The organism is Mesorhizobium sp. M0184, assembly GCF_040322215.1.
In the GTDB taxonomy this organism is placed as follows: Bacteria; Pseudomonadota; Alphaproteobacteria; order Rhizobiales; family Rhizobiaceae; genus Mesorhizobium.
Map to the genome: position 1 here is coordinate 130782 of NZ_JAMYSZ010000012.1, position 20592 is coordinate 151373.

The following is a 20592-nucleotide window of genomic DNA, read 5'->3' on the forward strand; positions in this document are numbered from 1 at the left end:
CGCATGAGCGACCGGTTACGTCTTACCGTCCTCGGCTGCGGCTCATCGCCGGGCACGCCACGCATCACCGGCGACTGGGGCAATTGCGATCCCGCGAACCCCCGGAACCGGCGCACGCGCACCGCAGCGCTCGTCGAGCGGATCGCGGCGAGTGGCGCCCGGACCACGGTCGTCATCGACACCGGCCCGGATTTCCGCGAGCAGATGCTGCTGGCATCGGTCAAGCGCATCGATGCGGTGGTCTATACACATCCGCATGCCGACCATATCCACGGCATCGACGATTTGCGCGGCTTCGTGCTCGAGCAGCGCCACCGGATCGACATCCATGCGGATCAGGCTACCATGCTGCGCCTACGCGAGGCGTTCCGCTACTGTTTCGAAACACCGAAAGGCAGTTCGTATCCGCCGATCGTCAACGCCCATATCATCGACCACCACAGGCCGGTGGTGATCGCAGGCGAGGGCGGCGCCCTCACCCTCGAACCGCTGCTGCAGCTCCATGGCGACATCACCTCGCTGGGTTTCCGCATCGGCGGGCTGGCCTATTGCCCTGACGTCAGCGACTTTCCGGAGGCGACCGCCAAGCGTTTGCGCGGGCTGGACATGCTGGTCATCGACGCGCTGCAATACACCGTCCATCCGAGCCATCTGTCGCTTGGCCAGGCGCTTGGCTGGATCGAAAGACTGGCGCCGAAGAACGCGGTGCTGACGCATATGCATGTGCCACTCGACTACGCTACGGTAATGGCCGAGACGCCGGCCAACGTCGAGCCTGCTTATGACGGCATGACGATCGAAATCCCTTACGAATCAGCGTGAAAGACTAAGTTTTTACGGCCTGGGTTCCCGAGTTGGATATCGCGAGGTGCTATCTTCACGTCACATCCAATCGGCCAAGCTAGTTCCATAATCTATGTTATGCGACTACGCCTATAGCATCCGTTGGCGGCGAGATCGGGCGGTCACTCTTAGACATTCGCGACAGCGCTGTGGGGCAACGGGCATGCTAGGGTTGCGAATCATGAACACACTCCCACTGCTTGCAAGTCTTGCCCTCACCCTCGCCTGCGCGCTCACTGGCGCGCGAGCGCAGGACCTTGATCGTGCGCCAGGCGAGAACGACCTGGCTTTCGCCAAACGTGTTGTTGGGTTCGCCGACAATGCTGATCCGCACACCACAGCCGTGAGCTGGAACGGCCTCCAGACACTCTTCGTCGATTACCAGACCGCTGAGGACTATCCGGAACGCCCGCTCGTCGCGCTGCAACGGCTAGCTGACAATAGATATCGCGCAATCCAGGTCACGATCGGTGAACAAGAGGGTGACACACCGGACATAGCGCTCGGCCTCGCCAACGCCGACCACGACCCGGCGAAGGAACTGATCGTGATACTTTCCTGGGCTCAGATGCACTACGATGTCGAAGGGACGCTCTACGAAGTTCGCATCTTCGATGGCCCCAAGCCAGGCCAGAAGGCGCTGACTCAATTGAAAGCGAGCCGGAAGTTCGATGCCACATGCGACTGCCATTGGCGCGACGGCGCAACGAAGCACTTCCGCTTCAAGACGATCGCGGCGGTCAAGGCTGAACTGAAGCGCCTGGGCTATTAGCCGCCGGCGAGGGCTCGCTTCCCGGATGTTGCCCTCGCCACCTCGCCTATGCTGACCCGCAATCGTCACCAGCGCCAGCACAGGCACAGGCTGGGTCGCTCGTCAGAACTCCATATCACCGAAGTCACCGCCATTATCGGAGCTGGAATCGCCTGCCTGATCGGCTTCGTCCGGCTGCGGCGTCGGCTGTTCAGCTGCCTTCGCTTCGCTGCCGCCAAACACGCCGGCGATCGCGTTGCCGAGCAGCACGCCGCCCGCCACGCCCATCGCGGTCTGCGCGGCGCCGGCAAGAAAACCGCCGCCTGCCCGCTGTGGCGTGTCCTGCGGCCCTTCAGTTGCAACGGAGGCGGTGCGCCCTACCCGCGGAACCGAGCCTGAGCGCCTGCCGCCGCTGCGGCCGAAGAAGCCGCTGAGCGGTCCACCGCCGGCCGGCTGCCGCGCCTGCTCCTCCAGTTCTTCTATGCGCGCCTGAGCTGCGTTCAGGGCCTGCTCCTGCACCACGATCGTCTGGGCCATGTAATATGGCGCCCCAGGCTGCTGGGTGATCTGGTCCTGGATGAAGCGCTCTGCTTCGGCATCGCGCGGCGGCGCCTGGCGCTCGGCGTTTGCCAACTTCTCGAAGAGCTGTCCGATCGCTTGCTGATCGTTTCTGTCCATGATGTTCAACTCCGGTCTTGGTTCAACGCCGGCTATTCGCGCTCGCCGGTGAAGTTCAACAGCAGTTGGAAGATGTTGATGAAGTTCAGATAGAGCGAGAATGCACCGAAGACAGCGAGTTTCTGCTGTGATTCCGCGCCGAAGTTTTCCGCATACTGCTCCTTGATCGTCTGGGTATCCCAGGCGGTGAGGCCGATGAAGACGGCGATGCCGATCACAGAGATCGCGAATTGGAGCGCGGTCGAGCCCAGGAAGATATTGACGATGCTGGCGATCACCACGCCGATCAGGCCCATGATCAGGAACGACGAAAACTGCGTCAGGTCGCGTTTGGTCGTGTACCCGTAAAGGCTGGTCGCGCCGAACATGGTGGCGGCGATGAAGAAGGTGCGTGCGATGCTGGTGCCGGTAAAGACCAGGAACACGGAAGCCAGCGACAGGCCCATGACCGCGCAGAATGCCCAGAACATCGCCTGGGCGCCGGCTGCCGACATCGCCTGCATCCGAAAGGAGAACAAGAGCACAAAGGCCAGCGGGGCCAGCATCACCACCCATTTCAGCGGTGTGGAGAAGATCGGCACGTAAAGGGCGGGCGTGGAAGCCACCACGAACGCGATCACGCCCGTAACGACGAGGCCAAGGCCCATGTAGTTATAGACGCGCAGCATGTGCCGGCGCAGGCCTTCATCGTAGACGGCTCCGGCTCGGGCTCCGGCCCCGATATATCCGAGATTGTTCATGTGGTTCTCCTTCTTGCAGGTCGATCAGTAAAGCGTTTTGGCGAGCGCTTCGGCCGTGCGATCGAGACCGCCGACATCGCTGCGTCCGACGACCGCGTAGGCGACCTCGCCGATCTGGAAATAAGCCGAGGAAACTTCGCCCGAGGGAACGACGGTCGGCTTGACGACGTCGAATGTTCCGGGCCTGATCGCGAACAACGAGACCAGCCCCATCCCTTTCGTCTCGATAGCCATCTCGACGCTCGGTCCGAATTGCGATGGATAGATCTGCACGTCACGGACCGTCCAGTCCGCTGGCAGCGATGGCATCACGATCGCCGTCGCGGCGCGGATTTCGTCGGCATTGTAGCCGGGTGCTTCGGGTTGCGACGACATCGCCTCGCGTACGAGCGTCGTGCGGTGCGCCCGGACCGCGTCCTCCACATAGGCCGGCGGATGGGTCGAAGCGACGACTTCCGTCACCGATATCGGTCCGATGAGCCCGTTCGCAAGCCAGCCGGCAGCGACGAAGACAGCGACTGCCGCAACTCGCTGCAAAGCACCAAGGACGCGGCCGCGCACCAATCCCCGCTCCAGCCGCCGTGCAGCATCGGCCGTCGCGGGCCGCGCCATGCCTTTCGATCCGGCAAGCGCCACGCGCAATTCGTCACGCATCCGTAAGTCGGACATCACCCGCGCGGCCGCGTCCGGGCGGGCCGAAAGGAACGCCTCGACCTCGATGCGACGAGCCACGTCCAGCTGATCGTCGACATAGGCGTCGAGATCGGCGCCGGTTACGGGATCGCGCTGTTGGTTCATGATCCACCTCCGACGATCTTCAGATGGCCTTTCGCGCGTGCCGGCACCGCGTCCTCCATCTCGCGCAGGGCCGCACGCGCCCTGCCGATGCGCGACATCAGCGTGCCAAGCGGCACGCCACTCACCTCAGCGGCCTGGCTGTAGCTAAGCCCCTCGATGGCGACGAGATGCAACGCCGAACGCTGCTCCTCCGGCAATTCGAAAAACGCTTCGCGCACCTGCGCCAGACGGACCGAATGTTCCTGCGGAGCCTGGACATTCGCCTCGGCGAGATAGCCGGCCTGTTCGATGCGCATTGCTTCGGATTTGCGGGACCGCAGACCGTCGATGAATGCATTATGGACGATCGACAGCAGCCATACGCGAAGATTTCCGCCGGAGTGGAAGCTGCCGCGTCGCTCATAGGCACGCACCAGCGCATCATGCAGCAGATCCTCTGCATCGGCGCTGTCGCGCGTCAGCGAGCGTGCATAGCGGCGCAGCGAACCGAGCTGTCCCAGAATATCGAAGCGTGGCATCGGCCGTTTCATGTCCTGTTTACGGAGCAGGTCGGGATGTTAATCCCGCTCTCCCCGAAATTTTCTTACGGCTCGCCGCGTTCTCGTCCTGGGAGATATCGGGCCCGCTCTCGCCCGCCAGATAGTATCGGCCGCCCTCGAGGCAAACCGGCGCCGAGTTGGCGCATATGAAACTGCTGGCAAAGTACGGCCGGTTTGCGTATCACTCCGCCGCCAACGGAACCTTATCGATGTTCGAAAATCTCCAGCCCGCGCCTGCCGACAAGATCCTGGCCTTGATCGGTCTCTATCGCGCCGACCCGCGTCCCGACAAGGTCGATCTTGGGGTCGGCGTTTATAGGGATCGCGACGGCAAGACGCCGGTGATGCGCGCGGTGCGCGAAGCCGAAAAGCGGCTGCTGCAGGGCCAGGATACCAAGACCTATCTCGGCCTTGCCGGCGATACCGCCTTCAACGCGGCGATGGCCAGGTTGGTGTTCGGCCCAGCCGCCGACATGACGCGCATTCGTGCGGCGCAGGCGCCGGGCGGCTCCGGCGCGCTGCGGCTGGTTGCAGAGCTGCTGAAAAGGACCCGCACCGACGCGATGGTCTGGCTGTCGGATCCGACATGGCCGAACCACATGCCGGTGATGCGCGGCGCTGGCCTGCAGACACGCGAATATCCCTATTTCGACGCTGCTTCTGGTGCGGTTCGCTTCGACGACATGCTGAATGCATTGAGAACCGCGAATCCCGGCGACGTCGTATTGTTGCACGGCTGTTGCCATAACCCGACAGGCGCCAATCTAGACATCTCGCAATGGGCTGCCATTGCCGATCTTGTCGTTGAGCGCGGCCTGCTGCCCTTTGTCGACATCGCCTATCAGGGCTTTGGCGAGGGACTTGATGCGGATGCCGCCGGCTTGCGCCTTCTGGCGGCAAAGGTTCCGGAAATGGTCGTTGCCTCCAGCTGCTCGAAGAACTTTGCCGTCTATCGCGACCGAGTCGGTGCAGCGCTGATCATGGCGAAAGACGGCGCGCAGGCGGATTTGGCGATGGGCCAGATGCTGTCGGCGGCGCGCGCCATGTATTCGATGCCGCCGGACCACGGCGCGGCGGCGGTGCGCATCGTGCTTGAAGACCCCGCATTACGTTCCGACTGGGAGGCAGAGCTTGAAGAGATGCGGCTGCGCATGCTGCGGCTGCGCGTCCAGTTCGCCGAGGCGCTGCGGCGGCAGTCCAACTCCGACCGTTTCGATTTCGTCGCCAGCCATCGCGGCATGTTTTCCCGGCTTGGCCTGTCGGAAGCGCAAGTCGAGCGGCTGCGCGCCGAGCATGCCATCTACATGGTCGGCGACAGCCGCATCAACGTTGCCGGCCTGCCCGAGGACGGCATGGATGCGCTCGCCAAGGCGATAGTCTCCGTGCTCGACTGATGCTTTTGCTAACTAGGATCTTCCGGAAACCGGCTTCCACTTTCGTATCATGGTCTGGCGGCCCATCTGTGGACAAGGCGCCCTCACCGGCTGAAGCCGTTGGCCGCACAGCCGTGTACAGGATAGCGTTTCCCAGATGAAACCCTCGAAAGACATTTCCCGACTGATCGAGATCATGGCCGCGCTGCGGGCGCCGGAAACCGGTTGCCCGTGGGATATCGAGCAGGACTTTTCGACAATCGCGCCATACACGATCGAGGAAGCCTACGAAGTGGCGGACGCCATTGCGCGCGGCGACCTCGACGATCTGCGGGATGAACTTGGCGATCTCCTGCTGCAAGTGGTCTACCACGCGCAAATGGCCGAGGAGGCCGGCGAATTTTCATTCGGCGATGTAGTCCAGGCCATCACCACAAAAATGATCCGCCGCCACCCCCATGTCTTCGGCGACAACAAGGCGCGCAGCGCCGGCATAGCCAAGGGCATGTGGGAAAAGATCAAGGCAGAGGAAAAGGCGGAGAAGCGCAGTGCTCGCCTCACCCGTGGGCTCGACCCGGAAGACCATGGCAAGGGCTTTCTCGACAGCGTGCCGGTCGCCCTGCCCGCACTGACCCGAGCGCTCAAACTGCAGGAAAAGGCCGCCCGCGTCGGCTTCGACTGGAGCGAGGCGGCACCGATCCTCGAAAAGATTGAGGAGGAGATCGGCGAATTGCGAGAAGCGCTGGCCAAAGGCGACAGCGCGCCGATCAAGGATGAGTTCGGCGACATGCTGTTTGCGGTCGTCAATCTCGGCCGGCACCTCAAAATTGATTCCGAAGCGGCACTCAGCGGCACCAACGAAAAATTCCGATCGCGCTTCCACTATGTCGAGCGGACGCTGCAAGCGTCGGGAAACAGCCTCGAAGAGGCGACGCTGGACGAGATGGAAGCGCTCTGGCATCAGGCAAAAAGCGCGAAGTAAACGCCTCTACCCGTTGTTTTGACGGCGCAATCGGCTTTCGATCTCCTGCCGAGCGCTGTGTGTAGCCTTGAGCGCGACGGTCACGCTGCCATCCTCATTGTCGTCGCGCGAGACGATGTCGCCGTTGCGGTAAAGCCAGTCGACGACGCCGAGTTGGTCGGGCTTGAGTGTGACGGTGAACGTCTCCAGTTCGCCCGACATCATCGTCTCGATGATCGTCTTCAGCGCATCGATGCCCTCGCCGGTTACCGCCGATATGGCGATCGGCGGTGCCTTCTTGCCGTCAGCACCATCGGCAAGCAGCCGCGCCCTGTTGCCCTCGTCGAGCCGGTCGATCTTGTTCCATACTTCGATGACGCGCTTGCTATCGCGGGCATCGACGCCGAGATCGGCAAGGATGCGCTCGACATCTTCGGCCTGCGCGGCCGTATCGGGATCGGAGATGTCGCGCAGATGAATGACGAGGTCTGCCTCGACCACTTCCTCCAGCGTCGCCCTGAAGGCCGCGACCAGATGCGTTGGCAGGTCGGAAATGAAGCCGACCGTATCGGAAAGGATGATCGGCGTGCCGTGCGGCAGACGCACGCGGCGCAGCGTCGGGTCGAGCGTGGCAAACAGCATGTCTTCGGCCAGCACCCCTGCTCCGGTCAGCCGGTTGAACAGAGTCGACTTGCCGGCATTGGTGTAGCCGACGATCGCCACCACCGGAAATGGCACCTTCTTGCGCTTGGCGCGGTGCAGGTCGCGGGTGCGGCGCACAGTTTCGAGCTCGTGCTTCAGCTTGGTGATCTTGTCCTGCAGCACACGCCGATCCGACTCGATCTGGGTCTCGCCAGGGCCGCCGAGAAAGCCGGCGCCGCCACGCTGGCGCTCGAGGTGGGTCCAGCTCCGCACAAGGCGGCCTTTCTGGTAGTTGAGATGGGCAAGATCGACCTGCAGCGTGCCTTCCTTGGTGCGGGCGCGCTCGCCGAAAATCTCCAGGATCAGCCCGGTGCGGTCGAGCACCTTGGCGTTCAACTCTTTTTCGAGGTTGCGCTGCTGTACCGGGGTCAGCGGATGATCGACAATGACCACTTCCGCGTGGCCCTCTTTGACGATCTCAGCGAACTCCGCCACCTTGCCGCTGCCGAGCAAGGTCGCCGGGCGTGGATCGTTGACGGTCACCACCGCCGTGTGGACCAGGTCGAGGTCGATTGCGCTGGCGAGGCCGACGGCCTCGTCGCGACGAGCCTCCGCGGAACGACTCAGGCGGGGGCGGTTGGTGTCGTCGTCGCCACGAGGTTGCCGGGTAAGCACCGGCACGATAACCACCGCCCGGGTCGGGCCGTTGGCCTCTGTCCCGGTCTGATGTGCTGGTTTTCCGCGAACGCTGCGGTCCGCGTCTTTCTCACGTGCCAATCAGGCGCCCTGGCTTTCCTCACCATCGAACATCTGAACCGGCTGGCTCGGCATGATCGTGGAAATAGCGTGCTTGTAGACAAGCTGGGAATGGCCGTCGCGACGCAGCAGAACGCAGAAATTGTCGAACGAAGTGACCACGCCGGTCAGCTTCACGCCGTTGATGAGAAAGATGGTGAGTGGATTTTTGCTCTTGCGAACTGAATTCAGGAACAGGTCCTGAAGATTTTGCGATCGTTCCGCCATTGTTCTTGTCTTTCGCCGATCCCCTTCGGTTTGCAGGCCAATGCGCCAAATTAGCCGGCACATGTCAAGCACGCAAACACCATCTTGCCGTCAGTAACGACAAGCAGAACGAGATATATTGATGTTCATTCCATCTGTGCGGTTATCAGGCTGGACTTTTTTCCGCAACGTCAAAAAAGGCCTGCCGTAATGAAACTGTTAGCGAGCCCGGGTGGCCGTTGGCGACGGGAGCGCCATCGATCGCCACCACCGGCATGGCAATCGTGGTCGCGGAACTGATGAAAACCTCGCGCGCGGCCTTGGCTTCGGCCACCGAAAAACCGCGCTCCTCGATCTTCAGGCCGAGCTTGGCGGCCACGTCGAACAGGGTCGTACGGGTGATGCCGCGCAGGATGCCGTGCTCGGCCGGCCGCGTCACCAGCACGCCATCCCCGGTGATGATCCAGGCGTTCGACGATCCACCTTCCTTGACGGTGCCGTCGACATCGACGAACCAGGCCTCCTGAGCGCCGGCTTCCTTGGCTTTCTGCTTGGCCAGCACGTTCGGCAGCAGGCCGACCGACTTGATATCGACCCGATCCCACCGGTTCTCCGGCACTGTGATAACCCGGATCCCGCTCTCGGCCCGCTTCGCGGCAGCTGCAGGATCGGCTTTTTTGGCGGTCATCACCAGCGACGGCTTCGTGTCCGCCGGCGGGAAGAAAAACTCGCGGCTGGCGACGCCGCGTGTCACCTGGACATAGACCAGGCCGTCGACGACATGGTTGCGGCGCACCACCTCGCGCATGACGAGCGGCAGCACGCCGCGCGTGATCGGCCAATCGATCGAGAGTTCGGCAAGTGAGCGGTTCAATCGGGCGAGATGGCGCGGCATGTCGACGATGAAGCCTCGTGCCACCTCGCAGACCTCGTAGACGCCATCGGCGAATTGATAGCCACGGTCCTCGATATGCACGGAAGCTTCGGCGTGAGCGACGTAGCGCCCGTTCACATAGGCAATGCGCGGCATGGCTAATCCCTGAGAGAAGTCCAGCTTTCTTATGCGATTCCAAGACCGCCGTAACCGATAATTGCGTGGGCCACGACTGGTTTGACTGTCAGACGCCCAGCGACTTCAGCTTGCGGTGCAATGCAGAGCGCTCCATGCCGATAAACTCTGCCGTCTTCGAGATGTTGCCGCCAAAACGGTTGATCTGGGCAATCAGATAGTCCTTCTCGAATTGTTCGCGCGCTTCCCGCAGCGGCAGCGCCATTATGTGCTGATCGGATTTGTTTGGAGTGCGCGGCATGACGTCGCCGATCTCGGCAGGCAGGAGATCGGCGGTGATCGGCGCATCGACATCGTCGCCGCGCGCGAGGATCATCAGCCGCTCGACATTGTTGCGCAACTGGCGAACGTTGCCCGGCCAGTTATGCGCCTGCAGCACCGCCAGCGCGTCGTCGCCGATGCGGCGCGGCTTGATGCCGGCCTGGCGAGCGATCTGCTTCATGAAATTGTCGACCAGATAAGGAATGTCCTCGCGACGCTCGGCCAGTCCCGGCACCATGACCGGAACCACGGCCAGGCGATGATAAAGGTCCTCGCGGAAACGGCCGTCGGCGATCATGGCTTCCAGGTTCTGCGAGGTCGACGAGATGATGCGCACGTCGACCTTGACCCGCTTGGTGCCCCCTACCCGCTCGAACTGCTGTTCGACCAGCACGCGCAGGATCTTGTTTTGCGTCTCGCGCGGCATGTCGGCCACTTCATCGATGTAGAGAATGCCGCGATGGGCTTCCTCCAGCGCGCCGACCTTGCGTTCGACGCCGTTCGATTCGGTGCCGAACAACTCGATCTCCATACGCTCAGGCGTGATGCTGGCGGCGCTCAGCGTCACAAACGGTGCACTCTTGCGCGCCGACAGTGCGTGGACGGCGCGCGCCGCCAGTTCCTTGCCCGAGCCGGAGGGGCCGATAATCATGACGCGGCTGTTGGTCGGCGCGACGCGCTCGATGGTCTGGCGCAATTGGCTCATTGCCGATGACATGCCGATGAGGTCGAAAGTCTCGCCGCTGCGCAGCTTGAGATCCGAAACCTCGCGTCTCAATTTGGAGGTTTCGAGCGCCCGTTCGGCAATGAGGATCAGCCTGTCGGCCTTGAATGGCTTTTCGATGAAATCATAGGCGCCGCGGCGGATGGCCGAGACTGCCGTTTCGATATTGCCGTGGCCCGAGATCATCACCACCGGCAGGTTCGGGTGCATCGTCTTGATCTCGTCAAGCAAGACAAGGCCATCGAGCCGCGAGCCCTGCAGCCAGATGTCGAGGAAAATCAGCCTGGGTGCCCGGTCGGCAACCGCCGCAAGCGCGCTGTCGGCGTCAAACGCCGTGCGTGTTTCGTGACCTTCGTCGCTCAGGATACCGGCGACGAGTTCGCGGATGTCTTCCTCGTCATCGACGATGAGAATATCAGACGCCATTACCGACCTTTTCAGTTTCTTTTTCGTGTTCCGTCTTGCCCTCGCCGCGTACCGGAACGGTGGCGGCAACCGGCAGGATGATGCTGATCATTGCACCCCGCCCATCGTGGAAGTCCGCTGGTGCATCGTGCAATTCGAGTCGCCCGCCATGGTCCTCCACGATCTTCTTGACGATAGCGAGGCCAAGCCCGGTGCCTTTCTCGCGTGTCGTCATGTAAGGCTCGAGCAAGCGCTGCCGGTTTTCGCGCGGCAAGCCCCTGCCGTTGTCGATGACGTCGATTCGAATCGCGCCATTCTGACGCCCGGCTTGAATCCGGATTATGCCGTGCGGACGATCCTCTGCATCAAGTCCGTCGATGGCTTCGGCAGCATTCTTGATGACGTTGCCGAAAGCCTGCGCCATCAGCCGGCTGTCGAACGTGCCTTTGAGCGGCTCATTGCCGAAGACGCGCTCGAAAGTGATGTCGGCCCGGCTCACTTCGACCAGGAACGAGGCTTCGCGCAACGAATCGCGCAGATCGATGGCCTTCATTTCCGGTTTCGGCATGCGGGCGAACGCCGAGAACTCGTCGACCATGCGGCCGATGTCCTCCACTTGCCGGATGATGGTGTCGGTGCATTGATCGAAAACCTCACGGTCCTCGGTGATGACCTTGCCGTAACGGCGCTTGATACGCTCGGCCGAAAGCTGGATCGGCGTCAGTGGATTCTTGATCTCGTGGGCGATGCGTCGCGCCACGTCGGCCCATGCGGAGGAACGCTGTGCCTGGACCAGATCGGTAATGTCATCGACTGTAACGACGTAGGATTTATCCTCCGAACCGTCGTCGCCGGCTTCGATCGTGATCTGTACGTTGAAGGTCCGTTCAGTGCCGGCACGATAGAAGGTGACCTGTTCGCGATAGACCGGCTTGCCCGACTTGCGGCCGATCTGGAAGACGCGGCCGACATGCGGCAGCACGGCGGAAAGGTTCTGCCCAAGCGCTGCCGTGGCGGATATGGCCAGCATCGTTTCGGCCGAACGGTTGACGATGGTGACGATGCCATATGGATCGACGCCGATGACCCCGGCGGTGACGCCGGCAAGCACCGCCTCCGAAAAGCGTCGCCGCTCGTCGATCAAATCCTTGGCCGACAGGATCTCGTTGCGCTGCGATTTCAGCTCCATCAGCATCTTGTTGAAGGTGTCGCCGAGCGAGGCGACGTCGCCGTCGGAGGGGCGGACTGGCACGGCCACATCGAGATTGCCGGTAGCGACCTCGTCGGCCGCGCCGATGAGCTGACGAATCGGCCGCACCAGGCGGTCGGCCACCGCAATGCCGGTCCAGATGGCGGACAGGATGATGATCAGCGTCAGCGACAGATAGGGAAGCGCGAAAGCCACTTGCGAGGTGCGGCGATTGTCTTCGAGACCGCGATATTCGGCGGTGTTGGACTTGACGATCTGCCGCGCCTTGATCACCTCGGGATCGACGAGGCGAATGGTGTAGAGATAGAGGCCGTCGATCTCGCGCAGCTTGACGATGGCACCCATGATGTTGCGGGTGCGCGGCTCTATCAGCACCGGCTTGCCGTCGGCAGCGCTTGCCACGGCGCCCTCAGGCGGCTCCGGCATGGCAAAGTCCGCGTCGGTCTTGGCGCTCATAACGAAGGAACCATCGGGCTTGATGAGTGCTGCGTGCGCCAGCGAACGTCCCACCGCCTCCTTGTTCATGAGGTCGAGAAAACCGGTACGATCGAGGCCGTAAAGCGTGCGCGAAGCGTCGAGGTCGTAAGCCATCGACAACGTCGTGCCCTGAAGATTTCGCGCGTTTTCCTGCACATAGGCGTCAGCGATCGACAATGACGAATTGACGATCGTCTTGGTGCGGATCTCGAACCAGCGGTCGAGGCCGATGTCGAGCGTGATCGACGCGATGATCGCCACCATGATCGCGGGGATGGCGGCGACTAGCGCAAACATCGCCACTATGCGCACATGCAGGCGCGACGCAGCCTTGCCATGCCGTCGTGCCATCAGGATGCGATGCACCTCGCGGCCGACCAGCAAGATCAGAAACAGGACGAACGCCGCATTAAGCGCAATCAGCGCCAGCGTCGTCCTCGCGTCGGGCGTGATCGGCGTCGCGCCGACCAGAATGGCGAAGGAGATCGCCGCCGTCACCAGCGCACCGGCAACGGCGATCACGCCCGGCAGCGCAAGCAGCCGGCGACCGTCTCGCGCGCCCGTATTGCTGAAAAGCGATTTGCTCAGTGTCGGTGCGTGCAGGGCCATGTCGCCGTCTAGAGCCAGTGATTGCGTCGGATGTATGCAACGCATTGTGGCGATTATGCAACAAGTGTGGCCGAGACGGAAATCTTTCGGCAATCGATCCCCTGGAAAGCGCTCGTAAAGGGGTTCGTCTAGACCTGCCTGGAGGACTTGTAGACGTTGACGCCGAGTTCGCGAATCTTTTTGCGCAGCGTGTTGCGGTTGAGTCCGAGCAATTCGGCGGCCTTGATCTGGTTACCGCGCGTTGCGGTCATCGAGGCGAGGACCAGGGGATACTCGACCTCGGAGAGGATTCGCTGATAGAGGCCGGCCGGCGGCAAGTCGCCGGCAAACGAGGCAAAATAGCGCTGCAGGAAATGCTCCACCGCCTGGCCGATGGAAAGGTCGTCGGGAATGAGGTTGCCGCCACCTGGAACGACAGGCCTTTCGCCGGTCTTCAACTCCGCCTCGATGATCTCGGCGGAAATCTCGTCCTGCGAATACAGTGCAGCCAGCCTGCGGATGAGGTTTTCGAGTTCGCGCACGTTGCCCGGCCATGGGTAGCGCTTCATCAGCTCGATGCCGCCGGTGGAAATGCGCTTGGTCTGCAGGCCTTCACTGGCGCCGAGCTTGAAGAAGTGCCGGACGAGGTCCGGAATGTCCTCCGATCGCTCGCGCAGCGCCGGCAGCCTGAGCGGCACAACGTTCAAGCGGTAGAACAGGTCCTCGCGGAAAAGCCCCTGATTGATCAGCGTGCGCAGGTCCTTGTTGGTAGCAGCGACGATGCGCACGTCGGTCTTGATCGGCGTGCGGCCGCCGACCGTAGTGTATTCGCCCTGCTGCAGCACACGCAGAAGCCGCGTCTGCGCTTCCATCGGCATGTCGCCGATCTCGTCGAGGAAGAGCGTGCCGCCTTCGGCCTGCTCGAAACGGCCGGTGGATCGGTTCTGCGCGCCGGTAAAGGCGCCCTTCTCGTGCCCGAACAACTCCGATTCGATCAAGTCGCGCGGGATCGCTGCCATATTGATGGCGACGAAGGGACCGCCTCGGCGGCGGCCGTATTCATGCAGCGCGCGCGCCACCAGTTCCTTGCCGGTACCCGACTCTCCGCTGATCATGACCGTCAGGTCGGTCTGCATCATGCGGGCCAGCATGCGGTAGATGTCCTGCATGGCCGCCGAGCGGCCGACCAGCGGCATCGTTTCCGGCGGCTCGTCGGCCCGCGTATCGATCTTCGGCCGCCGCGGCTCGGAAAGAGCGCGGTTGACGATGTTGAGCAACTCGGTCAGGTCGAACGGTTTCGGCAGATACTCGTAGGCCCCGGTTTCGGAGGCACGAATTGCTGTCATGAACGTGTTCTGCGCACTCATGACGATGACCGGCAGTTCCGGTCGCGCCTTCTTGATGCGCGGCAGCATGTCGAAGGCGTTCTCGTCAGGCATGACAACGTCGGTGATAACCAGATCGCCCTCGCCCGCCGCAACCCAGCGCCACAGCGTCGAAGCGTTGGAGGTGACACGCACGTCGTGCCCGACGCGCGAAAGCGCCTGGTTGAGGACTGTGCGGATGGCCGCATCGTCGTCAGCGACGAGAATATTGCCGCGAACGGTCATTTGCGGTCTCCTTCACCGTCGTCGTCGGTGCCAAACTGGGTTTCTTTCCACGCCGGCATCAGGATGCGGAAGGTGGTCCCGCGCGGCGTCGATTCGCATTCAATGATGCCGCCATGCTCGCCGACGATCTTTGCGACCAGCGCCAGACCGAGACCGGAGCCGTTCGGCTTAGTGGTGATGAAGGGATCGAACAGGATCGGCAGGATATCCTCGGAAACACCCGAACCGTTGTCACGCACGCAGAATTCCAATGGCAGCGATACGCGGTCCTGAGTCCCGGGTACGGAAACACGGATGCCCGGGCGGAAGGCGGTCGACAGCATGATCTCGCCCTGCGGATCGCTGCCGATCGCCTCGGCGGCATTTTTTACCAGATTGAGAAACACCTGGATGAGCTGGTCGCGATTGGCAAAGACCGGAGGCAATGATGGATCATAATCCTCTAATATCTTGATCCGCTTGGCAAAACCGTTCTTGGCGATTGCCTTGACATGGTCGAGCACGACATGGATGTTGACAGGGTAGCGGTCGATCGGTCGCTCGTCCGAAAACACCTCCATGCGGTCGACCAGCGAGACAATGCGGTCGGTCTCGTCGGTGATCAGCCTGGTCAGTGCGCGATCCTCGTCGGACGCCGACAGCTCAAGCAGCTGCGCGGCTCCACGAATGCCGGACAGCGGGTTCTTGATCTCATGGGCAAGCATCGCGGCAAGGCCGGTGACCGAGCGCGCCGCACCGCGATGCGTCATCTGCCGGTCGATCTTATCGGCCATTGAGCGTTCCTGGAACATTACCACGACCGAGCCTGGAAATTCCGTCACAGGCGCGACGTAGAGATCGACCACCTTCTCGATGCCGAGCCGCGGCGACGACACGTCCACCCGGTATTCGTTGACTGGCGCCCGGCGCTCGCGCACCTGGTCGACAAGCGTCAGCAGCGGACTGCCGAAAGGAATGAGCTTGTGCAGCGTATTGCGCGCGAGCATCGTGGCGCTCGAACGGAAAAAATCCTCGGCATCGGCATTGGCGAAGGTGATGAAGCCTTGCGGATCGACCATGATCACCGGCCGGCGAATGGTGTTGAGCACAATATGCGCGGCGTCCGCCATATCCGTGCTCTGTGTGACGGTGGCGTTCATGCCGCACTCCGCAGGTTCGCCGCTTCGGGAGCGCTTGAAAATACGTCGCGCAGCAAGGAAATGACGCGCCCAGGCTCGAAAGACGTGAGTATGGCCTTGCGCCGGTCGTCGCTTGTGGCGGCGTGGCGGTCGAGATACCAGCCGAGATGCTTGCGCGCCTGGCGCAATCCGCTTTCCACGCCATAGAGCGTCAGCATGTCTTCGTAATGGGCAATGACGTAGTCGGACAGCGTTTGCGGGCTTTCCGGCATGCCGGATACTGGCTCGGCCAGCGCGGCCGCTACAATGCTGCCGGCGGTCCACGGCGCGCCATAGTGCGCACGGCCGATCATCACCGCGTCGGCGCCGGACTGGTCGAGGATCGACGCTGCCTCTGCCGGCGAGCCGACATCGCCATTGGCAACCACAGGGATCGAGACGGCCTGCTTGACGCGTGCGATGGCACGCCAGTCGGCCGTGCCCTGATAGAACTGGCAACGTGTGCGGCCGTGCACCGTCACCATCATTACCCCGGCCTGCTCAGCGCGTCGCGCCAGCATCGGCGCGTTGAGCGCGCCTTCGTCCCAGCCGAGCCGCATCTTGACCGTGACCGGCACGTCGACCGCGCCGACTACCGCTTCGATCAGCGACAGCGCGTGGTCGAGGTCTCGCATCAGTGCCGAACCGGCATAGCCGCCCGTCACCTTCTTGGCCGGACAGCCCATGTTGATGTCGATGATGTCGGCGCCTTCGCCGGCCGCGATTCGCGCGCCCTCGGCCATGTGCATCGCCTCGCGGCCGGCAAGCTGGACCATGTGGACAGGCAGCCCGGAATGACGGATGCGCAGGCCCGAGCCAGCGCTGCCCTTTGCAAGCTCCCCGCTCGCCACCATTTCCGAAACAACCAGCCCGGCGCCATGCGCATGGGCGCGCTGCCGAAACGGTTCGTCGGTGATGCCCGACATCGGCGCGAGAAACACGCGGTTGTGGATTCTCACGCCACCCACATCCAGCGGCGAAGCCAATTTGGTCACATCAGGCATGCACAAAAACCAAGCACCTTCGGTTGCTGCACATTCTCTAGCCAGAACGACGGCAATGTGCAACGCGCAATGTCGTGATATTAAGGCGCATTTGGGAAAAATACGGATCGCCGCACCGCATCAATCCTGGGTCTTCCAAAAGCGATACCACTTTTCGGGATCATGCGCTAAGCGTCTCGGCATGAGAGCTGTGAGCGAAAAGCAAGCTGCGGACGACAAGGTCGCCGTGGTCATCGTTGCCGCCGGCCGCGGCGCGCGCGCCGGACAGGCCAAGGGGCCGAAGCAGTACCAGCAAATTGGCGGCGGCGCCGTTATCGCACGCACGCTCGGCGCCTTTCTGATGCATCCGAAGATTGGGCCTGTCGTCGTTGCTATCCATGCCGACGACGGCGCGCTTTTTCGCCGTGCGGCGGGTGCGAACGCCGACCGTGTCGTCGCGGTGACCGGCGGTACGTCACGGCAGGAGTCCGTCCGGCTTGGACTGCTGGCGTTAAGAAGCCATGCGCCGGGCCGGGTGCTGATCCATGATGCGGCTCGGCCGTTTGTCGACGCGGAACTGATAGACCGCACGATCGCCGCCATTGGCGAGCGCCAGGGAGCACTGCCTGCCTTGCCCGTTGCCGATACGCTGAAGCGCGAAACGGCCGAAGGCATGATCGGCGAAACCGTGTCCAGGGCCGGGCTTCATGCCGCACAGACACCGCAAGGCTTTCCGTTCTGGCCGATCCTGGCTGCGCACGAAAAGGCTCATCATCTGGGCAAAGCGGATTTCACCGACGATGCGGCAATCGCCGAATGGGCGCATATTCCGGTGAAGATCGTTCCCGGCTCGCCGGACAATGTCAAACTGACCTGGGCACGGGATATTGCAATGGCGGACCAGCGGCTTTCCAGCGCCCCACGTTTTCCCGACATCCGAACCGGCAATGGCTATGACGTGCATGCGCTCGAGCCCGGCGACCATGTCACCCTGTGCGGCGTCGCCATTCCACACGACAGGAAGTTATCCGGCCATTCGGATGCCGATGTCGGTCTCCATGCCTTGACCGACGCCCTGCTGGCCACCTGCGGCGCCGGTGACATCGGCACGCATTTCCCGCCCTCCGACCCGCAGTGGAAAGGGGCCGCTTCACGCATCTTCGTCGAACACGCGGTGAAGCTGGTGCGCGCGCGCGGCGGGCGCATCGCCAACGCCGACATCACCCTGATCTGCGAGGCGCCGCGCGTCGGCCCACATCGCGAGGCAATGACCGAAGCGCTTTCGGCAATGCTGCGAATTTCGCGCAATCGCATCTCGATCAAGGCGACAACCAATGAGAAGCTCGGCTTCGTCGGCCGTGAGGAAGGCATAGCGGCCATCGCGACCGCCAGCGTTGTGTTTCCAGGGGATGTCCCCGAGTGAGCAATAGCGATCTCGCAGATGCCCTGCTTCAGGCCTGCCAGCAGCGCGGCATCATGCTGGCGACGGCGGAGAGCTGCACCGGCGGCATGATCATCGCCGCGCTGACCGACATTGCCGGCTCTTCCACGGTGGTCGATCGCGGCTTCATCACCTATTCCAACCAGGCCAAGACCGAAATGCTCGGCGTCTCGGCCGCTACGCTCGAAGCGCACGGCGCGGTCTCGCGCGAGACTGCGGTGGAGATGGCGGCCGGGGCCTTGGCGCATTCGCCGGCCGGGCTCGCGCTCGCGGTGACCGGCATCGCCGGTCCGGGCGGCGGCTCGGCGGAGAAACCTGTCGGCCTGGTCTGGTTCGGCGTTGCCGTGGCTGGCCGGTCGGTGGTCAGCGAATGCCAGCTGTTCGCCGACAAGGGCCGTGATTTCATTCGCCGGGAGACGGTCCAACATGCGCTTGAACTGGGTCTGCGCGCGCTCGCCGCGGATCAGGCTGCCGATGGCGCGCCGTAGATGATTTCGGCACGTTTCTCGAACGCCTCGGAGAACATGCGGAAGGCGCGGTCGAACATGGTTCCCATGAGCGCACCCAGAATGCGGCTCTTGAACTCATAGTCGATAAAGAAACAGACGTTGCAACCGCCGCCGTCCGCCGGGTCGAAGCGCCAGACATTGCTGAGATATTTGAACGGGCCGTCGATATATTTGACGTCGATGGCGTTCTCGTCAGGCTTCAGCAGCACCTGCGTGGTGAAAGTCTCGCGGATCGCCTTGTAGCCGATGCTCATGTCCGCGATGAGCAGGGTGCGTCCGTTGCGTTCCTTGCGCGAACGAACCGTAAGTGCCTCGCAAAGCGGCAGGAATTGCGGATAGGATTCGATATCGGCAACCAGAGCGAACATCTGCTCCGGCGTATGCGCGACGCGGCGATGGGCTTCGAATTGTGGCATGAAACCAGTTTGTTAGGCGGACTTGCTGAGAAACGCTTCGCGCGCCGCGCGTAGTCTGGCGAAATCGTCGCCGGCATGGTGCGACGAGCGCGTCAGCGGGCTTGACGCCACCAGCAGGAAGCCCTTGGTCCTGCCGATCGTCTCGAAGGACTTGAATTCCTCCGGCGTGACGAAGCGTATAACCGGATGGTGCTTCTTCGACGGCTGCAGATATTGGCCGATGGTCATGAAATCGACATTGGCCGAACGCAGATCGTCCATCAGTTGCAGGATTTCGTTCCGCTCCTCGCCAAGGCCGACCATGATGCCGGACTTGGAGAAGATCGAGGGGTCGAGTTCCTTGACCCGCTGCAAGAGCCTGATCGAGTGGAAATAGCGCGCACCCGGCCGAACCGTCAGATAGTTAGACGGCACGGTCTCGAGATTATGGTTGAAAACGTCCGGCTTGGCCGCCACGACGATCTCCAGTGCACCGTCCTTGCGCAGGAAATCGGGCGTCAGGATTTCGATCGTCGTCGACGGGGTTGCTGCCCTGATCGCACGGATGACATCGGCAAAATGCTGGGCCCCGCCATCGGCGAGATCGTCGCGATCGACGGAGGTGATGACGACATGGCTCAAGCCCATTTGCTTGACCGCATGCGCGACACGCGCCGGCTCGTCGGGATCGAGTGCGGTCGGGATGCCGGTGGCGACATTGCAAAAGGCGCAGGCCCGCGTGCAGATCTCGCCCATGATCATGAAGGTGGCGTGCTTCTTCTCCCAGCACTCGCCGATATTGGGGCAGCCCGCCTCTTCGCAAACCGTCACCAGTTTGTGAGACTTCACGATTTCGCGCGTCTCGGCATAGCCTTTCGACATCGGCGCCTTGACGCGGATCCAGTCAGGCTTGCGCAGTACGTCCTGATCCGGCTTGTGCGCCTTTTCGGGATGCCGCAGGCGCGGCGCATTGGCAATCGTGTCGAGGACGGTGACCATGTGAAACCCGGCTCATTGGCAAGCGCTTGTCCAGCGCTCGCTCTACCCACGTCATCTAGGACTTTTCGGCGAAAAGAAAAAGGCCGCGATCACGCATGCCGCGGTGGCCTTTTTCGCATAGCAAGTGCCGACAGAGGTTAGCGGCGCACCAGTCGTCCGACCGCAATCAGAATGCAGGCACCGATGAAGCCGGTGATCAGATAGGCTATCCAGCCGACGCCGAAGATGCCGATGTTCAGGGCCTGCAAGATGGCGTTCAACACGATTGCGCCGACAATGCCGAGAACGATGTTCATGAGGATGCCGGTATTGCTCTTCATGACCATCTCGGCGAGCCATCCCGCCAGGCCGCCGATGATGATGGCTGCAACCCAGCCCACGCCGTTCATTTCCATATGCCCTCTCCTTGTATGATGGATGATGCCTGCGAAACGAAT

At 62.4% G+C, this 20592-nt stretch carries 21 protein-coding genes; 6 read left to right on the forward strand and 15 right to left on the reverse strand.

Annotation, left to right across the window (positions count from 1 at the left end; genetic code table 11):
* The first annotated feature begins 3 nt into the window (after positions 1-3).
* Together NKJ23_RS17060 and NKJ23_RS17065 are read left to right on the forward strand one after the other, a co-directional pair.
* A complete protein-coding gene (locus NKJ23_RS17060; RefSeq protein WP_023675062.1) occupies positions 4-822 on the forward strand; it encodes an MBL fold metallo-hydrolase in 819 nt (272 codons plus the stop codon).
* 202 nt (positions 823-1024) lie between these two features.
* Positions 1025-1615, forward strand: a complete 591-nt coding sequence (locus NKJ23_RS17065) for a hypothetical protein (RefSeq protein ID WP_352681267.1) — start codon at positions 1025-1027, stop codon at positions 1613-1615.
* 102 nt (positions 1616-1717) lie between these two features.
* Here the strand turns inward: NKJ23_RS17065 and NKJ23_RS17070 are convergent, their stop codons facing one another.
* The 4 genes from NKJ23_RS17070 to NKJ23_RS17085 are packed head-to-tail and all read right to left on the reverse strand — an operon-like array spanning position 1718 to position 4340.
* Entirely contained in the window at positions 1718-2272 is a 555-nt protein-coding gene (locus NKJ23_RS17070; RefSeq protein WP_352681269.1) for a DUF2076 domain-containing protein, read from the reverse strand.
* 32 nt (positions 2273-2304) lie between these two features.
* Complete coding sequence (locus tag NKJ23_RS17075; protein WP_352448927.1) at positions 2305-3012, reverse strand: Bax inhibitor-1/YccA family protein; 708 nt, start codon at positions 3010-3012, stop codon at positions 2305-2307.
* Positions 3013-3036: 24 nt separating this feature from the next.
* Entirely contained in the window at positions 3037-3810 is a 774-nt protein-coding gene (locus NKJ23_RS17080; protein WP_352681271.1) for an anti-sigma factor family protein, read from the reverse strand.
* Positions 3807-4340, reverse strand: a complete 534-nt coding sequence (locus NKJ23_RS17085; RefSeq protein WP_502901071.1) for a sigma-70 family RNA polymerase sigma factor — start codon at positions 4338-4340, stop codon at positions 3807-3809. Before NKJ23_RS17085 ends, NKJ23_RS17080 begins: the two co-directional genes overlap by 4 nt.
* 218 nt (positions 4341-4558) lie before the next feature.
* On the opposite strand from NKJ23_RS17085, the gene NKJ23_RS17090 reads away from it, so the two are divergent.
* A complete protein-coding gene (locus tag NKJ23_RS17090; protein ID WP_352681275.1) occupies positions 4559-5743 on the forward strand; it encodes an amino acid aminotransferase in 1185 nt (394 codons plus the stop codon).
* Between the two features lie 136 nt (positions 5744-5879).
* Entirely contained in the window at positions 5880-6704 is an 825-nt protein-coding gene (gene mazG, locus NKJ23_RS17095) for a nucleoside triphosphate pyrophosphohydrolase (protein WP_352681277.1), read from the forward strand.
* A gap of 6 nt (positions 6705-6710) precedes the next feature.
* On the opposite strand, the gene hflX is transcribed toward mazG, so the two are convergent.
* From hflX to dusB, 8 genes are all read right to left on the reverse strand, one after another.
* Positions 6711-8102 (reverse strand): GTPase HflX, encoded by a 1392-nt coding sequence (hflX, locus tag NKJ23_RS17100; protein ID WP_352681279.1) that lies wholly within the window; start codon positions 8100-8102, stop codon positions 6711-6713.
* Positions 8103-8348, reverse strand: coding sequence for an RNA chaperone Hfq (gene hfq, locus NKJ23_RS17105; protein ID WP_006202172.1), 246 nt, complete (start codon positions 8346-8348; stop codon positions 8103-8105).
* A 145-nt stretch (positions 8349-8493) separates the two neighbouring features.
* The gene (locus NKJ23_RS17110) at positions 8494-9357 is read right to left on the reverse strand and encodes a D-amino-acid transaminase (RefSeq protein WP_352681281.1); all 864 of its coding nucleotides are present in this window, start codon (positions 9355-9357) and stop codon (positions 8494-8496) included.
* An 88-nt stretch (positions 9358-9445) separates the two neighbouring features.
* Positions 9446-10807, reverse strand: coding sequence for a nitrogen assimilation response regulator NtrX (gene ntrX, locus NKJ23_RS17115; RefSeq protein WP_352681283.1), 1362 nt, complete (start codon positions 10805-10807; stop codon positions 9446-9448).
* Positions 10797-13082 (reverse strand): sensor histidine kinase NtrY-like, encoded by a 2286-nt coding sequence (locus tag NKJ23_RS17120; protein WP_352681285.1) that lies wholly within the window; start codon positions 13080-13082, stop codon positions 10797-10799. Before NKJ23_RS17120 ends, ntrX begins: the two co-directional genes overlap by 11 nt.
* Positions 13083-13210: 128 nt before the next feature.
* Positions 13211-14671 (reverse strand): nitrogen regulation protein NR(I), encoded by a 1461-nt coding sequence (ntrC, locus tag NKJ23_RS17125; protein ID WP_023675074.1) that lies wholly within the window; start codon positions 14669-14671, stop codon positions 13211-13213.
* Entirely contained in the window at positions 14668-15810 is a 1143-nt protein-coding gene (locus tag NKJ23_RS17130; protein ID WP_023675075.1) for a two-component system sensor histidine kinase NtrB, read from the reverse strand. Before NKJ23_RS17130 ends, ntrC begins: the two co-directional genes overlap by 4 nt.
* On the reverse strand, positions 15807-16832 hold the full coding sequence (dusB, locus tag NKJ23_RS17135) for a tRNA dihydrouridine synthase DusB (protein ID WP_352681287.1): 1026 nt from the start codon (positions 16830-16832) through the stop codon (positions 15807-15809). The genes NKJ23_RS17130 and dusB overlap by 4 nt, the downstream gene beginning before the upstream one ends.
* A 181-nt stretch (positions 16833-17013) precedes the next feature.
* Between dusB and NKJ23_RS17140 the strand changes: the two genes are divergently transcribed.
* Together NKJ23_RS17140 and NKJ23_RS17145 are read left to right on the forward strand one after the other, a co-directional pair.
* Positions 17014-18234 carry a bifunctional 2-C-methyl-D-erythritol 4-phosphate cytidylyltransferase/2-C-methyl-D-erythritol 2,4-cyclodiphosphate synthase gene (locus NKJ23_RS17140; protein ID WP_352681289.1) on the forward strand — a complete coding sequence of 407 codons (1221 nt, stop codon included), beginning with the start codon at positions 17014-17016 and terminating at the stop codon, positions 18232-18234.
* The gene (locus NKJ23_RS17145) at positions 18231-18740 is read left to right on the forward strand and encodes a CinA family protein (RefSeq protein ID WP_352681290.1); all 510 of its coding nucleotides are present in this window, start codon (positions 18231-18233) and stop codon (positions 18738-18740) included. The genes NKJ23_RS17140 and NKJ23_RS17145 overlap by 4 nt, the downstream gene beginning before the upstream one ends.
* On the opposite strand, the gene NKJ23_RS17150 is transcribed toward NKJ23_RS17145, so the two are convergent.
* The 3 genes from NKJ23_RS17150 to NKJ23_RS17160 all read right to left on the reverse strand — a co-directional run bounded on the left by NKJ23_RS17150 (position 18716) and on the right by NKJ23_RS17160 (position 20550).
* Entirely contained in the window at positions 18716-19177 is a 462-nt protein-coding gene (locus NKJ23_RS17150) for a type II toxin-antitoxin system RatA family toxin (RefSeq protein WP_352457493.1), read from the reverse strand. The genes NKJ23_RS17145 and NKJ23_RS17150 overlap by 25 nt on opposite strands.
* Before the next feature lie 12 nt (positions 19178-19189).
* Positions 19190-20155 (reverse strand): lipoyl synthase, encoded by a 966-nt coding sequence (gene lipA, locus NKJ23_RS17155; RefSeq protein ID WP_352681292.1) that lies wholly within the window; start codon positions 20153-20155, stop codon positions 19190-19192.
* 137 nt (positions 20156-20292) lie between these two features.
* Positions 20293-20550, reverse strand: a complete 258-nt coding sequence (locus NKJ23_RS17160; protein WP_023675081.1) for a GlsB/YeaQ/YmgE family stress response membrane protein — start codon at positions 20548-20550, stop codon at positions 20293-20295.
* Between the last annotated feature and the right edge of the window lie 42 nt (positions 20551-20592).